Below are 14,765 nucleotides of genomic sequence, written 5' to 3' on the forward strand. Positions count from 1 at the left end.
AGCTTTCCGGGTGGAGAATCGGGTCGACACCGCGCAGCAGATCCGGGCGAACACCGGACAGCGACCGCTCGGTGCCCTCACCGACGATCATCTCGACCGCCTTGCACAGCAGGCCGAGAAGCACGCCGAGGGCGCTGCCGCCGATCAGTTCCGCCGGACGCCCGGTGAGGCTCCCATGGACACCGAATGGGCAGCCCGGCCGTTCGCGCTCCTGCACACCAGCAAACTCACCGAGACACGCGACAACGTTGTGGAGCGGTTGCAGTCCCTCGACCCGACCGCCTCACTCAGTGCTGCGACGAGGAAAGAGCAGTGGATGGTGAAGACCATGACCCTCGAGCTCGAGCGCCGCCAGGATCTCTCCCCGACGCAGACAGCGATCGAACGCACCGCCCGTGGTGAGGATTCCCGCAGCGCCCACCAGGTCACGATCGCCGAGGCAATCCGCCAGGAACGCCAGCTACGCGAGGCCGGTATCCCCAGCACCAGCACGCCGGCGTCCACCGACCGCATCAGAACCACCACCGACCCGAGCACGGCAGGGTTCGGCCGATCCACCATCAGCGAGGACATTGCACCGTCGGTGCTCCTGCAGGACGCACGAGTGCCCAAGGAGTACCGGGACGAACTTGACCGGCTTCGGGCACACCTCGGACAGCGGGTCGCGGTCCGTGGGGCACAGCTCGCCGAAGAACAACCGGCGTGGGCGGCCGCGCTCGGGCCAGTGCCGGCGAAGGAGTCCAAGGCCGCCGAGTGGCACAGCATCGCCTCCGAGACCGAGGCGTACCGGAACCGGTACAACATCGGCGCCCACGAGACGACGATAATCCCGAAGCAGTACCAGGACGACCCGACCGCGCGGCGGCTCATCGAGCGTGCAACCGCCCTGCACAAGCACAGCGCCCTCACTCAGGCCGCCCCGCGCACCCCGGCCCAAGTCCAGCAGGGAGCCGATGAAGCAGCGATTGCAGAACGGATCGCTTTCAATCAAGCCGCCGCACGCAGGGCCATTGCACGTCTGCATGCAGAACGCGCGGCCGCCAGCGATCGGCTCCCGGAACCACAGCAACGCGAAGCCAAGATCGTAGAAGTTACCCAGACCACTCAGTCCGCAGTATCGAGTCCGGCTTCTGCGCAGCCTGCACAGAAGCCGGAAGTGGAGCTGACACAGGAGGAGGGTATCCAGGCTGCGATCGCACGCGCGATCGCCAGACACCGCGCTGTGGCGGAGAAAGCTGCAGGTGCTACAGCTGGTGATACACAAGGCAAAGAGTCGGGGTCAACGCCGATCTCGCAGGATCAGCGTCAGAAGGACCCCGTGACAACCAAGGACGCCAGTTCTACCTCCCGGGTACCGAGTAAGTCGGGATGGGGTAAAAACCAGGATGAGCTCATTGAGCGTTACCGCAAGGCCATGGACGCGAAGGAAGCCAGGGGAGAGAGGGTGAAGCGTGGAAAGGAAGACTCCGCTGCCAGCAGCCGCCGGGCAGCGGACGCCGCCTCCCATCGGAGCGGAAGATCACTGAGATGACCTACAAGCTGTAGGGCTAGTTATGCCAGGCGGGAGCGCGGGCTCGAACGTTCATCAGGCGTCATGGCACCGATCGGTTGGGTAATGCTCATGAGGTTTCGCCGACAGTCTGGTTCTATTACTGGCGATGGAGCTCTCAAAGCTTTACAGCTCCAGTTTTCGGGGATGAACGGACTTGGTGAATGATTTGGCGATATCGAGGCCGAGGATCTCCTCGGGTATCTCCGCGGTGCTGGCCCTGATGATTTGCCTTACCTGCTGTGCATCCGGCTTGCGGCGACCCCGCTTCGGCGGGAAGTGAGCGCTACGGCGCTACGTGCGGCTGTTATAGGGCGATATCACGACCGTCCTGGAGAGCTAAGTCCCTCACCATCATGGTGATCCTCCTGGTGGTCTTGATACCGGTACTCGTAGCGAAGGCTCTTGATCATCAACCGCCCCACCCAAAGCGATAGGCCGGCGCCGATGAAGCATGCCAAGGCGGCAAGGGTCGGCACCTCCGTCAGGTCTCGTACCAAGACTACGACGCCGAGGGCGAGCAGCATGAGGGCAAGGGAAATCCACTGACCACGCAATAACCGTGTACCCCGGCGAACCGTTGGATGGTGTCGTGCATAATCGATCGGCGCTGCCTGATCTGCATGGTTCTCTGAGTGCGTCATTTCGTCAGGCGCTTTAGGTACTGCTTGCGAGCAGGCATGGCATGAATAATCAGCTCATTCCCACTATCGAAGACCAGCACGACGAGCTCGAGCAAAGTGCCCTGGGTGCCAAAGCCCAGGATCAGTCGGCGTGCCGGGTTACCGTCGTCTAGATAACTCTCATGGGCCTGGTGGGCTGCAGCGTGCAGTGCGTCCTCAGGGGCCACACCATGCTTCTGAGCCGAAGTATGAACGCTTCTACTCACGAAGCTTGCAGATACTGGCGCACCGCTTCACGGACCACATCGGACTTACTCACATGCCGCTGCGCCGCGTTCCGGGACACCAGATCCATTAGTTCCTTTTCCAAGCGCACTGAGATCTGCGTGGCAGGTACTGTCCCCATCAGAGGCCGACCTCGCTTAGGGATATGTAGCTGATCTGGGGTGTATCCGGCCTCGGCTTCATCCGCCCACGTCTGGATCATCTCCTCCGTCACAGGTACACCACCAATGGTCTCCACCTTTTTCGTCATACAAAAAGGATAGCCACCTCTGTCTGCAATACAAAGCCTGGGTAGCACCAACTGCACCGTCTCCAAGTGACTTTCCATGACCATCGCTCCACGAGGCGTACCTGCTAGAGCATCTAACCAACACCCAAAGTTGCCAGCTCTAAGCAGGAGTGTCACGAAGCAGGAGAAAGACCAACCCTCAACACGCTGCGATACCCCTCCTCAAAGTAATCTGATTCAGGTAAGGTCAGTGTCACAAGTTCGATAGAAGGAGGAACCATGCCACAGCGCAGTAAGGGTGAACGACACGTCATCACAGCCCGTCTTCCTGTGAGTGACGCTAGAAAGCTCGCTGCAGTGGTTGCGGCTACTGATGAGAACCGAAGCGATCTTGTTGCGCGTCTCGTTCACACCTACCTCGAAACTATCGACCTCGACGAACTTCAGAGCCAGGAGGCCCTTGAGCTCAGCAGAGCCTCATAAACAAAGAAGGCCCGCCGAAGCGGGCCTTCTTACATCAAGTTTCTAAGCTCCACACCGTCGTTCCGGCAAGATCACCGGTGAAGAGCTCAACCAAGTGCGTCCTTTTCAGGCCGTACCCTTACTCGAAAGTGTACACCGAGTGCTCGAAGCACCTCCAGCTCTTAATATTGCGCCACGCCGTGATACAGCGCACGCTGCTGCGTGGGCCCTGGCCCCCCTGATCGCCGGCCAACCCGTGTACCGGGTTGGCCAATGGTCCAGGGATGGCCGGTTTGAGTACCGCAGACCCACCACTACTCCCCTGCGGATTATCAGGGCCCTGCCGACCGTCCCTGCCGCCGTGATGATTCACGGCGTCGATGGGTCGGTGCGGACCCTGTGCCTGGACCTGGATACCTCTAAGGCACAGCACGCTGTGGTGCTCGAGGACGCCGCACAGCTCGGGGCGCTACTAGCCGGGGCCGGTTTGTCCTACGTCGAGGACTTTTCCCCGAGTGGTGGCCGGCACCTATACGTGCCGCTGCGGGAGGCGATACCGGCGGTTGAGGCACGCCAGCTGGTGGAGGCTTTGACCGTTAGGTTCGTGAGTCTTGATCCGAGCCCGCACCAGAACGTCACCGATGGGTGTATCCGTGTCCCAGGCTCTGCTCACAAGCTCGGTGGCTACCAGGTCCTCGTCACGCCGTTGACGGAGGCGTACGGGATCCTGACCCGCCGCAACCCGGCTACGGCCCTGGCAGCGCTGCGCACGGCTCTGGCGCCGGAGTTGTATCGCCTCGAGCAGACGCGACGCCGCACCCTCACCCGTACCCCCGGGGTACCTACGGCATTCCCAGCGGCCCGTCACGACTCCCCGCTGCGCGCTGTGGCCCGTACCGGGCTCTATGACACCACCCGGTACACCTCACGCTCTGAGGCGCGTATGGCTGTGCTAAACCACTTCGTGGCCTGCCGGTGGTCCCTGGAGCAGGTCCGCACTGGCATGGCAGATCAGTACGCCGGCCTCACCGCCCTCTACGGGACCAAAGCGGACCGGCTCCTGCCCATCGAGTGGGCCAAAGCCCAAACCTTCACCACCCAGACCGGCACCAGCACTGCCGCAAAAACCCGCCCCCTACGAGCACGGGGAACTACTGCGCATAATTGCCACACAAGCCCTACTCATCTCACGGGGGGCAGCATCAAAGCCCTCATTCAGCCCAGTACTCAACCTCGGAATCAGCTTGGGTCCGCGCTGGGTCGGGACTTTATCCATCAGCTGGTGAATGATCTGGAGAACGTCCTCTACGCGCACCTGGATCACATGCTGATGAGAGAGGGCCGGGCAGGGATCAGTCTGCGCTTTCTTCTCCGGGCAGTCCTGGCCTACATGCGGACGAACCAGACCAACATTCTCGATGTCGGCTGCCGTACCTTCGCTGTCGCCCTGGGCAAGGACCACGGGACGATCGCACGGCTGCTCCCCCGACTGGAGCGCCTCTCGAACGGTGTTCTCACCCGCATCGGACGTGGCCATGGCCGTGCAGCTGACACGTACGCGATCGCCTTACCTGAGCAGTTCGAGCAGCTGGCCCGTGAGCCCCCCTGGCGTAAGGGCAAGATCCACGCTGTCCGGCCCGTGTTCCGGGCCCTCGGGGACGTCGCAGCCCTTCCCTACGAGGGCATCGCACGCGGCCGCCGCCCCCCCCCCACCGCGGCCCCCACCCGCACCCCGGGTATCTCCCGCCGTGCCCTGACCGATCACCTGGCCCGGATGGAGAGTTTGGGGATGATTCGCCGGCATCACGGCCGCTGGGAGATTGTGGCCACCACCAACCTGACCCAGCTGGCCGACCGGCTGGGCGCTACGGAGGATCGGGAGGAGCCGATTACCCGGGACCGGAAGCAGCGCGCCGCGGGGCACGCCTGGCTCGACCGGCACCTCACACCCCAGCTCGAAGAGCGCGAGCTCTACGACGCCGAGGTGGACGAATACTGGCTACCGCCCGTTGAGGACGAGAACGAGCATCAACGCTCCCTGTGGAACGCGGCTTAGCCCAAATCCCCTAAGCACACGAGCACACGAGCACACACAGTACTGATCTTCATCCTCGTGGATCTCATCGGGTTCGCATTATTCACCATGACCATGCTCCTGCGAGTCTGGAGGCGCCGTATGAGGAAAATCTCCTGCTTTACGGGGGCGAATCAGGACTCGAGAGAGCTTTGTGCTGGCTCTTGACTCTAAGTTACTGAGGAGTAACGTGAGGTGTTCCCCAAAGGTAACGAGAAGATCTCGGTACACGAAGGAGCATCATGCGAAGCACCACAAGAAGAATGGCAGTGCTGGTCTCAACCGCCGGTTTCCTTGCAGGTTCCGCAGTCCTCCCCCTGACCGCCTCGGCAGCACCCACAGAGTGCGAGGCAGGTCATGTGGAGACCACGTTCAGTCAGAGCTCATCGAACAAGGAAGCCGTCGGGTCGGTGACCTTGACCAACACCTCCGGTAGCACGGCGCCGGTGTCGGCCAGTGTCAGTCGCACTGATACCAGCACAGCCACGGTCTCTGGATCGGTGTCGGTGGATTCGATCATTGCCCCGTTGAAGGCAGAGATCAGCGCGTCGGCTTCGGCGAGTCAGTCCTGGTCGGCTGGGGCCACCGTGGGGCCGGCGACCATCCCTGCCGGGCAGTCCCTGATCGCGACCTATGGTTTCAACACGGTCTCGTTCTCCGGGTCGCAGAAAACCTGTAACAGCACCGGCCAGTTCGGTCCGTCCACGAGTTTCAGTGGTACCGCCCCGACCGGGACCTACATCGACTACTAGACATGAGGTTCACCACCTTCACCGCACCACAAAAGAGTGGAAGGGTCACCACGAGCGAACGCGTGGTGACCCTTCCACTCTTCTGTGTCAGCACATCACCCGGTAGACCCGGACATCGTCACCATCCCCGGGCTCCTGTCCCATATGCACGACTCAAGCCCTCACCGCTTCACTGCTTGACCTGCCCACTCGGATAACCGGAACCACTCCCCCACCTACACATCTCCACCAGGTCACCAACACCGCTCACTCACCTGGAGTGACCGGTTGGAGTACGTAGCTTCCTAGGATTCAGGAGTGAAGTTATTTCGAGACTGGTAGCTTCCGATGCCGTCTCCGAGACAACGTTTTTGGCCATGTCGTCATTAACACCGTTAGCTGAAATGTGGCCGATTATCTCGACTTCCTCGCCATCGCGGATCATTTTAATTGGTCGCATTAACTGACTTCATTGAACGATACCGATGACGACGACGTACTCAGTACTACACCAACACCATACTAGTACCACACTAATATGGTACTAGTATGGTGTTGGTGTAGTACTGGTGTGGTACTAGTACTGTATTGGTACTAGACTGATGCCATGATCCTCCTAATCGCGCATACCAAGGGTGGTGTTGGAAAGTCCACACTGACCATCAACCTCGCTGTAGAGCTACAGCGCCAAGGCGCTGACGTGATCCTCGTAGAAGCTGACCCAACCGTGCATACGGTGAGTAACTGGGCCCGCGATCGAGAGGAAAACGGATACCCGCCTATTCAGACTGTGCAGAAGACCGGTAATCTCCGATCCTCCCTTCTCGACCTCGCCACTCGATATGACTACGTCATCGTCGATGCGCCCGGCAAGGACAGTAAGGAAATGCGTACAGCTATGACTGCGGCCGATGTACTGCTGATGCCGGTGGTGCCATACCAGGCCGAACTCGATACGACAGAGAGTGTGGTTGCCACTCTCACGGAGGCTAAGGACTTCAACCCAGACATGAGGGCACTTGCCGTCCTCAATATGGCACCAACTAACACAGGAGCCAATGACGTTAGAGATGCGCGCGAATACTTGGCGGATTATCCGGAAGTGACGGTGGCTCGGACGGTCATCCATCAACGTAAGGCCTTCCGAAACGCACTCTCGCAGGGCTTAGGGGTCATTGAAATGCGCGATGCCAAGGCCAAAGCAGAAATTCAACTACTCATCCAGGAGGTTACGACGTGGCACTGAACCGACGACCACGCCCATCCGCGGCCGACGAACGAGAAATTGAAGCATTTGCTGAACGTGCAGAACGCCCCAAGTCGGATCGTCAGACCCCATCACCGGCTAATGCTGCTAGCGACTGGCGAAGTCGCAACAAAGAACCGAAGACGACAGGGCTCAACTTCCGACTTAGCAAAAGTCAATCGGCACTGTTACAAGAAGCCGCAGCTGATCAGGACATCAGCCAGCAGAAGGTCCTCGAACGCATCATCTGGCCACTACTTGAGGAGAAGTATGGATCTGGTGCCCACTAATCGTGACCATCGATAGCTCTCTAAATAGCACTAGTACTGTACTGGTGTAGTACCAGTTTGGTACTACACCAGTACAGTACTAGTTCCACATCAATGTGGTGCCAGAGCAGGCAAGATTGAGACTGCTCATGCACACTATGGAAGCTGTGCATGCCCGCCGGTTGCTCGAGGTGTGTGAGTGGTGTGGGTGACCTAGTGGTGATGGTGTGCGGGCGGGGGAGTGGTTCTTGCTGTTTGGGTGTGTGCGGGTCAAGCAGTGAGGCGTGGGGGCTTGAGTCGTGCGCAGTTGGGTAGGAAGCCGGGGCGGGGGTGACTTCTTGGGGTGTTGTGCGACCAGTGATCGTTACCGTCTGGCCAGATCTTTGCGGGAACTGACTCTAAGGCTTTGCCGGCTTGCTGTGCCCATGTTTCCCGGTCGTGCTGCTGATGTTGGTGTGACGGCGTTCAGCCATACCTAGCCTTCCCGGTGGATGGGGGTCTTCGGTTTGAGGACCCCGGGTTCTGACGGCCGTCCGGGTGTGTGGTTGCGAGAGCATGGACCGGGATTGCTTTCGGCGGGTACCGTGCTCACGCGTACGCCCGGCGAGGCTCGGGGAGTCCGTGGGCTGGTGGTGTTCGAGGTCGGCCCCGGTTGTGGGTGAGCATCATGAGCTCCTTCCGGATCTCGATCTCCTCGTGTTCGCTGATCTGTCAGCTTGGGGTGGTTCCTCGTGGCTTCTGGCACATCATTCTGGACTGAGGCACGAGCAGACAGCTCGTCCAAGTGCCGCCGGCTTCGGTAGTCATCGATCATTAGCTGTGGGTGTGGGTGGCGCGGCTTAACCACCAGTTCCCATGCCTGCGCCCGGCGCTCATGTCGGGTCCCGGGATCGGGGAGGATGGGCCGGTTTGGGTGTGGAATTGCCGATACCTGGTGGTGCGGGTACGGCCTTGTCCGCCCAGGGGTGTAGGTCCTGGTCCTACCAGGGGTGTAGGTCCTGGTCCTACCAGGTGCTCGTGGATGACCAGGATGAGGGGTGTACCGCTGACCTGCCACAACCCACCCACCGTGCCAGTAAAGCGCCAACGGCGTTCCACAGGGCAGGAAGCGCACCACCGCGGGCTCACCCAGGACCCGCCCTTCCGGGCCACCAGTCACCCGCCCTGAGGATCTAAAGGTGCACGCCGGAGTGTCAGCCGTAGCACCGGTCGTTGTGCCGGACATGGAGTTGGATGTGGTGTGGGGGTGTGGTGTCATCGTGGTCCCTGTTCTGGTTCCCCGCTCGTGTGGTGTGCAGGGGTGTAGAGGAACCACGGTGTCGCTTAGGTGGGTAGGTTTCCCGTGCCGTGGTGGTGGAGACGAGTGTGCTCTGGTGGTGGAGTACCGGTTCCTGCCCGGTCGAAGAAGTGATGGGGTGAGGTGCATGGACTGGGACGAGCTGATCCTCACTGAGGACGAGTACACCTCCTCCCACCATCCCAACGCACACCCTAGTACCCGCGCTCAGGCCAGTGCCGATCCCGATACCAGTGCCGATACCAGTGCCGGTGCTAGTACTGGTGTCGGTGTCGGTGATAGCGCCGGTAGTAGTGCCGGTGGTGGTGAGTGGTGTTTGATGTTTTCGCGGGGTGTCCCGGTGCCGGTGATTGCCCGGTGGTGCCGGGTGGACCGGCAGCGGGTGCAGCGGGCGATCCGACGCCGCATGACACAGGACACTGCCTGGTGGGGGAGGTGCTGGGTGGTCCATGCCCAGCCGGTACCCGAGCCTGCACGCGCGAGACGCTCCAGGGGACCCGGCCGCGCTGGGCAATCCGGGTGCTCTGGGCAATCCGGGTGCTCTGGGGAGGCTGGGAGGCGTGGGCGGGAGCAGGTGTGGTGGGGCCACTACGCCGCGTATGCGGCGTTTGTGGTTGAGCAGGGTCGGTTTCCGTCGCAGCTCGGTGGGGTGGAGGAGTGCCGGGTCTATAAGTGGGTGCACGCCCAACGCCGTACCCACGGGGAGGGGAAACTTGCCGCCGAGAAAGTGGCTGCGTTGGATCGGGTGGGGGACTGGGGTGGTGTACCGCGGGGGAATCTCACCGCACTGTGGCAGACACGGCTACGGGAAGTAGAAATCTTCCGGGTTACCACTGGCCGGTTCCCGACCTACCGGCCTCAGGACATCTCGGGGGAGAAGGTGTTGGCGATCTGGTTGGGCCGCCAGCGGACCTGGTCACGGAAGAACACCCTGAACCCCGCACGCCGGGACACCCTCGATAGGGTGCTCGCTGGTTGGAACACCTGAGCCCCCTACCGTTTATTGGACAGCCCCCATCACGGTGATGAACCCCCTTGTGAGCAACAAGGGGGTTCATCACTGGTGCTGGGGTCAGCTGGTGGGTGTGTTCCTGGGGGGTCGTAGGAGGATCAGGGCGACTGCGAGGATGGCTGTGGCACCTCCGAGTCCTACTGTGAGCCAGAACTGATGGGGTTCGTACGATCCGAACAGTGCTGGCAGGGTCAAGATGAGGGCCGATGCCATCACTGCCATGGCGATGAACAGGCCCATGAACACCGGTGAGGTTTTCCTGGTCATGAGTGCTCCTTCGTGGCTGATCGTCGGTGACTGTGGTGGGTGAGTGTGGTGTGTGGCGGGTTAGAAGCAGGTCGCTACGGCGGTGACGGATGCGCCACCGACGGTCGCAAAGCCTGCGATGCAGGCGACGCAGAAGGGGACGCCGACGCCTGCTGCTGCCGCTGCGCAGGCACCTGCGCAGCTGTAGGCGATGATGCTTCCCACAACGCCGCCGACACCCAGGACGGTGGCGATGCACGCCCCGGTGTTCTTATCGGTGCTCTGGGTGGTGTCCTTGGCGCCTGGTGCTTGGGATGCGGCGAGGTCGGCTTCGAGCTCGGCGTCGGTCATGAACGCCAAGTCGGTGTCCTGGTTGCTGGTCTGGGTGCCGTCGAGGTAGGTCGCGATCGCGAAGTTCCCGGCCTGGTTCTCACTGACGAGGGTCTCGGTGTACTGGAGGCGATCGCCTGAGCTGTCGAAGACCATCGCGACGTTACTGGTGAGACTGTAGGGCCCACCGACCGGCACCGTCACGGTCGTGAAGTCTCCCTCGTCGGTGGCGATGGTGCTGACCTTGCTCTCGGAGGGCTTCAGTGATTCCACCGGGGCGTGGACGCTCACCTCGTTGTTGGAGATGGCGGCTAGGGCCACCGCGGTCATGTCCGCCGCTTCCTCCTCGCCCACGGCCATGGTGGAGAGCACCGTCTGATCAGCGACCTGGGCGGTGTTCGCGGGGGTGCTGATAGCTGTGTCCGTGGTCATCGGTGTCGTGGTGCCCGGGGCTGCGTTCGCGGCGCCACCGGTCGAAGCTATCAGTGCCAGTCCTGCGAATGAAGCAAAGAGAGATGGGATTCTTCTTGTCTTTCTCATGACAATTGTTTCCTTCCTCATGCTTTTCCCGTGAAGTCATATCCGTACTGGTGAGACCTAACAATGGGGCGGAGACCTGTGGGAAGTAGAGACCTATGAAAATGTGTGGAATATTTTCCTGATGACCTCGACGTTACCAATACGTAATTTAGGGGTCAACCCTCTGACGTGAATCTTGAGGTTCCACCGATAAAGTTTGAGGTTCAATCAAGCCGCGAGAAGTGCCGCTAGATCCGCTCGAACACAGGAAATACTCGTCTGGGGCACCGGTCTGTGAACCAGCATCATGGTCGCGATCGTTGATTTTGGGGCTACCTGGATTGATGCTGTCTACGACGTGGGAACTCATATCAGAGCCTGCATCGACATGCGATCGAAAGGCCTTGACAAGATGCGCGGAATTCTCCTGAATTATCATCGTTGATGGCAGCTACTCGATATCTTCACCGCCGAGCCCAGGGCGCAGCTGCGACCATGTGGCCGGCTAGAATCGGGTCAGTACTGTACCGGCCGGATGAGAACTAATGGATCCTTTAGTGCGTGGTTCTATACCTGTGTGTCCGGCGTTGGGTGATCCTCGCGCGCACGATGCGTTGGATCATGATCGGATACCCGTGCAGGACCAGTCCGAGGGCCAGTACCTGCACAGCTCCCAGCGGATGATGTGTGGACACGGCGGTGATCGCCAGGGCAACGGTCGCGGCGGCACCGAGCAGATGCCCGGTCTCGGACTGCTCGGTCCCCCGCAGGAAACCGGCTACCCCCGATTCGCCGCCTTCTGACTGACGCATCTGCTTGATCACCCGGTTCCAGCCCACACCATCCAGAACACGGCGGACGACCTCAGCGCCGAGCAGCGTATAGATGCGCGGTTCGATATTCGCGACCTGGTAGCGGGATCGAGCGACGTCGACCACAGCAGGTCCTGCTAGCAGCGCCATGAGGAGAAAGCCGCACTGCACGACAACGGCGTAGATGATGTGGTCGGGCCCGATGGCGAACCATCCAGTGATGGCAAGTGCGCCCCCGACACCCAAACCAGCCACAATCGATCCGAAGCATCGAGCGGGGTCTGTCCTCATGAGGAAGAGTCTTACAACTAACCCTCCGTCCGCCAACCATGCCGAACGTGCGCGCAGGGGGATCGGTGACCGGGAGGGAACCCGCTGGTGCTGTGGGTAGTGTTCGAAGCATGAGTGGGACATCCGTACGCGTTGTTTCTGCTATCGCTCGGGGTCTCCTTCTTCGCAGTGTGGTAGCGGGCGCTGTTGTGGGTTTGGCTGTCGCCGTGGGGTTGTCCGTCTACTACGTTGCTGAGATGACGTGGCATCGTGAACAATTTGGCTGGGATCTGGAACCTGGCTTCATTTTCATCTTCGTCGTTGTCGGCGTTGTTGTCGGGCCCGTGGTGGGTTTGGCCGGCGGGCTGGGGGCGGTGTTGTTACTGCGGTTGCGCGCAGCCTTTTACCCGCCAGCGCTCATGCACTACCTGTGGACGGCGGGTCTAGGAGCTGGCGCAGTGGCAACGTTAGGTGCTGTTGTGGTGCTCAACGCCTTCTTCATAGATCCCACTACGGCGATGATGGTGGTTGTCGGTCTAAGTCTCGGCGTGGTCTCAGGGATTATTGCTGCCCTTCAGACACAGCGCGTACTCACCAGAGACTAAGCGATACAGAATACCGATCCCTGCGCGGATCACTCCGTATCTGTCGATCGCCGCGCGTAGACCGGGTCCGACCTGGCTTGAATGACAACGCCGATCATCATCAGAGCTGCAACGACAAGACCGATCGGCAGCGCTGTGTTGTGGCCGAAGAGCCCAAGAATCAGGGGCATAAGTACTGTCAACACAGCGAAAGCGAAGAAGCATCTCGCAACGCGCTTCATTGTGCGTTGCCGCGCGAACGCGGCCGGGGAAAAGTCCACCACTGATGGGTTCCTCTGCTTTGGGAGACTTATTGATCATCATCGCAGAGCGGTTAGGTGACCGGAGGTGGATCCGTCACCGTGCGTCGCGCCAATTGGGTCAGCGAGTGCTTTGTGGTGGAGCTAGAGATGTCGGAGATAACGCTCGGGTGAGCTGAGGAACGCCTGCCAACTGGTGACCAGATCAAGATCCTCCCACCGTTGAAGACGCAAACCCCAGCTGCCAACTTCGTAGATCTGCGCACCCGGCAAGGCCGCCAATAAGGGCGAGTGCGTCGAGAGAATCACCTGAGACTTCCCGGACACCACAAGCTCCTTCAACACCCCGAGTAAGGCTAAGCAACCGGAGAAAGACAGAGCGGATTCCGGCTCATCGAGAACCCAGAGACCTGAACCACGGAACCGGTCGACCACGAGCTCGAGGAACGATTCACCATGGGACATCTCATGGAAAGGAACGTCCGGTCCGCTCATGCTCGGATTCGCCTCCAGATACGTGAAGAGCCCGTGCATGGTTTCAGCCCTCAGGAAGTATCCGCGACGAGTGGTCCCGGCATTGCGGACCAGTTGAAGATGATCAGCGAGAACCGACTCCGTGGACCGCGTCCTGTGCTGGGCTCCAGTGGAACCTCCCTCGGGGGACAGCCCGTATGCCAGCGCGATCGCCTCGATGATCGTCGACTTCCCGGACCCGTTATCGCCGACCAGGACGGTGGCCGGACCAAGATCGAGTCCGTGATCCAGGATCGTGGTCACCGATCCAGGATCGTGGTCACCGGTGCCAGGGTCGCCGGCCACGTGCGGCGATCAAGGATATTAGCCGGATGCTCGGTCAGTCTTCGGACGGGGTAACGATCGAAGGCCATCCGCCTAGTGTGCCAGTCACCAGATGCTATGCCCGGCTGAGGATCCTCCATCGCTCACGGTTATGCGTTGTGGGGCTTCCTGCCCCTACGTTCCTCGGCTGGGTGTTCGCTTACTCGTTGTCCTCCTCATCTTCGGTGTTCTCTTCCGCGTCCTGTTCCTCGTCGTCGCCGTTGTTCTGATTTTCGTTGTTCTCTTGGTTTTCTGCGTCTTCTTGTTCTTCCACGCCTGGTATTTGCGGTAGCTGCGTGTCATCGCAGCCACTGATGCTCAGGGCTCCGAGGAGCAGGAGTGCAGAACCCAGGAGTGTTGTAGGGCGTGATCGCATGGCTGTTTCCTTCTGTCGTGGTCGGTAAGTGGAGGGGGTTCATCCGCGGGTAGATTATCGTGCCGTCCGGGTCAGTGCTGAGCGGGGTACTGGGCTCGGCGTGTGTAGGCTGACCGTGTCCGAGCATGAGTGGGGGTCGTGGTGCTTCGACGTAACTTTTTCTGGTTCGTGGTCACCGGTGTGTGCCTGGCTGGTGCTGTCCTGATCTTCGCAGGTCGCACGTATCTGCTCACAGGCCTTGGTGAGTCCTGGACGTACCGTGGTGTCCTGCTACTTGGTTGGGCTTTCGTTGCTTGCGCCTGTGGCTCACTGACTCGGGCATTGACACCAAGTACCGATCGACCGGACGACGAGCTCGGGCCGTGAACTGGTTCGTAGGGAAGCCCCTGGCCTGAGCCCGTCTATGCCTGGTAGGCGGGTGGTTACCCGGGTGCTGGCCGATTCGGGTTGTGCTGGGGCTGGGGCTGGGGTTGCAGGTTGTGCTTAGGGCGCTGGGGTCGTCGGTGCGTCGAGTTGCGCCGCTAATTCCATACAGCGCAAGCGGGCCGGGGAGAGGTCGTAGGGCATGCTGCGGATGACCTCCGCCGCGCTCTTGATGCGGGAGATTTCCGCCGGCTTGGGCTCAGGTGCCTCATCGGTGTGTTTGGGCGGGTGCGCTTGGTCCCAGGCGTCGAGGAGGGCGTCGTCCTGCTCCAACTGACCGGATCCCTCGATGATGTGCATCAGGGCGGTCTCGAAAGCGTGCCGCCGTCCG

13 protein-coding genes and 3 pseudogenes are annotated in these 14,765 nt (G+C 60.9%); 8 read left to right on the plus strand and 8 right to left on the minus strand.

Annotation, left to right across the window (positions count from 1 at the left end):
• A pseudogene (locus tag AC792_RS17175) lies at positions 1 to 1,531 on the plus strand (hypothetical protein); the annotation flags it as partial.
• Positions 1,532 to 2,189: 658 nt separating this feature from the next.
• On the opposite strand, the gene AC792_RS01030 reads toward AC792_RS17175, so the two are convergent.
• Positions 2,190 to 2,399 carry a toxin gene (locus AC792_RS01030; RefSeq protein WP_235436290.1) on the minus strand — a complete coding sequence of 70 codons (210 nt, stop codon included), beginning with the start codon at positions 2,397 to 2,399 and terminating at the stop codon, positions 2,190 to 2,192.
• Between the two features lie 35 nt (positions 2,400 to 2,434).
• Complete coding sequence (locus AC792_RS15925; RefSeq protein WP_082177231.1) at positions 2,435 to 2,707, minus strand: ribbon-helix-helix domain-containing protein; 273 nt, start codon at positions 2,705 to 2,707, stop codon at positions 2,435 to 2,437.
• Between the two features lie 258 nt (positions 2,708 to 2,965).
• Here AC792_RS15925 and AC792_RS15930 point away from each other — a divergent pair, with 258 nt between their 5' ends.
• The 6 genes and pseudogenes from AC792_RS15930 to AC792_RS18095 form a co-directional block, all read left to right on the plus strand.
• Entirely contained in the window at positions 2,966 to 3,169 is a 204-nt protein-coding gene (locus AC792_RS15930; protein ID WP_082177230.1) for a hypothetical protein, read from the plus strand.
• A gap of 1,261 nt (positions 3,170 to 4,430) precedes the next feature.
• Positions 4,431 to 5,204, plus strand: coding sequence for a hypothetical protein (locus AC792_RS17585; RefSeq protein WP_235436291.1), 774 nt, complete (start codon positions 4,431 to 4,433; stop codon positions 5,202 to 5,204).
• A 377-nt stretch (positions 5,205 to 5,581) separates the two neighbouring features.
• Positions 5,582 to 5,974: a hypothetical protein gene (locus AC792_RS01040; protein WP_049828743.1), complete on the plus strand. Its 393-nt coding sequence runs from the start codon at positions 5,582 to 5,584 to the stop codon at positions 5,972 to 5,974.
• Between the two features lie 586 nt (positions 5,975 to 6,560).
• On the plus strand, positions 6,561 to 7,199 hold the full coding sequence (locus tag AC792_RS01045) for an AAA family ATPase (protein WP_049828744.1): 639 nt from the start codon (positions 6,561 to 6,563) through the stop codon (positions 7,197 to 7,199).
• On the plus strand, positions 7,190 to 7,489 hold the full coding sequence (locus tag AC792_RS15935) for a hypothetical protein (RefSeq protein ID WP_235436292.1): 300 nt from the start codon (positions 7,190 to 7,192) through the stop codon (positions 7,487 to 7,489). Before AC792_RS01045 ends, AC792_RS15935 begins: the two co-directional genes overlap by 10 nt.
• A 1,682-nt stretch (positions 7,490 to 9,171) precedes the next feature.
• Positions 9,172 to 9,504: pseudogene (locus tag AC792_RS18095) on the plus strand (helicase associated domain-containing protein); the annotation flags it as partial.
• Between the two features lie 333 nt (positions 9,505 to 9,837).
• Here the strand turns inward: AC792_RS18095 and AC792_RS01050 are convergent.
• The 3 genes from AC792_RS01050 to AC792_RS01060 all read right to left on the minus strand — a co-directional run bounded on the left by AC792_RS01050 (position 9,838) and on the right by AC792_RS01060 (position 11,975).
• Positions 9,838 to 10,044: a hypothetical protein gene (locus AC792_RS01050; RefSeq protein ID WP_049828745.1), complete on the minus strand. Its 207-nt coding sequence runs from the start codon at positions 10,042 to 10,044 to the stop codon at positions 9,838 to 9,840.
• 60 nt (positions 10,045 to 10,104) lie between these two features.
• The gene (locus tag AC792_RS01055) at positions 10,105 to 10,785 is read right to left on the minus strand and encodes a hypothetical protein (RefSeq protein ID WP_049828746.1); all 681 of its coding nucleotides are present in this window, start codon (positions 10,783 to 10,785) and stop codon (positions 10,105 to 10,107) included.
• A gap of 641 nt (positions 10,786 to 11,426) precedes the next feature.
• Positions 11,427 to 11,975: a hypothetical protein gene (locus tag AC792_RS01060; protein WP_152915953.1), complete on the minus strand. Its 549-nt coding sequence runs from the start codon at positions 11,973 to 11,975 to the stop codon at positions 11,427 to 11,429.
• A gap of 236 nt (positions 11,976 to 12,211) precedes the next feature.
• On the opposite strand from AC792_RS01060, the gene AC792_RS01065 reads away from it, so the two are divergent.
• Positions 12,212 to 12,559 (plus strand): hypothetical protein, encoded by a 348-nt coding sequence (locus AC792_RS01065; RefSeq protein WP_152915954.1) that lies wholly within the window; start codon positions 12,212 to 12,214, stop codon positions 12,557 to 12,559.
• Positions 12,560 to 12,942: 383 nt separating this feature from the next.
• On the opposite strand, the gene AC792_RS01075 is transcribed toward AC792_RS01065, so the two are convergent.
• From AC792_RS01075 to AC792_RS01085, 3 genes and pseudogenes are all read right to left on the minus strand, one after another.
• A complete protein-coding gene (locus AC792_RS01075) occupies positions 12,943 to 13,575 on the minus strand; it encodes an AAA family ATPase (RefSeq protein WP_326947498.1) in 633 nt (210 codons plus the stop codon).
• Between the two features lie 220 nt (positions 13,576 to 13,795).
• Positions 13,796 to 14,011 carry a hypothetical protein gene (locus AC792_RS16710; RefSeq protein ID WP_152915955.1) on the minus strand — a complete coding sequence of 72 codons (216 nt, stop codon included), beginning with the start codon at positions 14,009 to 14,011 and terminating at the stop codon, positions 13,796 to 13,798.
• Positions 14,012 to 14,494: 483 nt separating this feature from the next.
• Positions 14,495 to 14,765, minus strand: a pseudogene (locus AC792_RS01085) (MerR family transcriptional regulator); the annotation flags it as partial.

The sequence above is a fragment of the Arthrobacter sp. RIT-PI-e genome (assembly GCF_001187915.1).
GTDB lineage: Bacteria > Actinomycetota > Actinomycetes > Actinomycetales > Micrococcaceae > Arthrobacter_D.

Excerpts from the sequence above, each read along its gene's own strand:
- AC792_RS15925 (WP_082177231.1), bottom strand. The coding sequence starts at position 2,707 with ATGACGAAAAAGGTGGAGACCATTGGTGGTGTACCTGTGACGGAGGAG.
- AC792_RS15930 (WP_082177230.1), top strand. The coding sequence starts at position 2,966 with ATGCCACAGCGCAGTAAGGGTGAACGACACGTCATCACAGCCCGTCTT.
- AC792_RS01045 (WP_049828744.1), top strand. The coding sequence starts at position 6,561 with ATGATCCTCCTAATCGCGCATACCAAGGGTGGTGTTGGAAAGTCCACA.
- AC792_RS01050 (WP_049828745.1), bottom strand. The coding sequence starts at position 10,044 with ATGACCAGGAAAACCTCACCGGTGTTCATGGGCCTGTTCATCGCCATG.
- AC792_RS01055 (WP_049828746.1), bottom strand. The coding sequence starts at position 10,785 with ATGACCACGGACACAGCTATCAGCACCCCCGCGAACACCGCCCAGGTC.
- AC792_RS01060 (WP_152915953.1), bottom strand. The coding sequence starts at position 11,975 with ATGAGGACAGACCCCGCTCGATGCTTCGGATCGATTGTGGCTGGTTTG.
- AC792_RS01065 (WP_152915954.1), top strand. The coding sequence starts at position 12,212 with ATGACGTGGCATCGTGAACAATTTGGCTGGGATCTGGAACCTGGCTTC.
- AC792_RS16710 (WP_152915955.1), bottom strand. The coding sequence starts at position 14,011 with ATGCGATCACGCCCTACAACACTCCTGGGTTCTGCACTCCTGCTCCTC.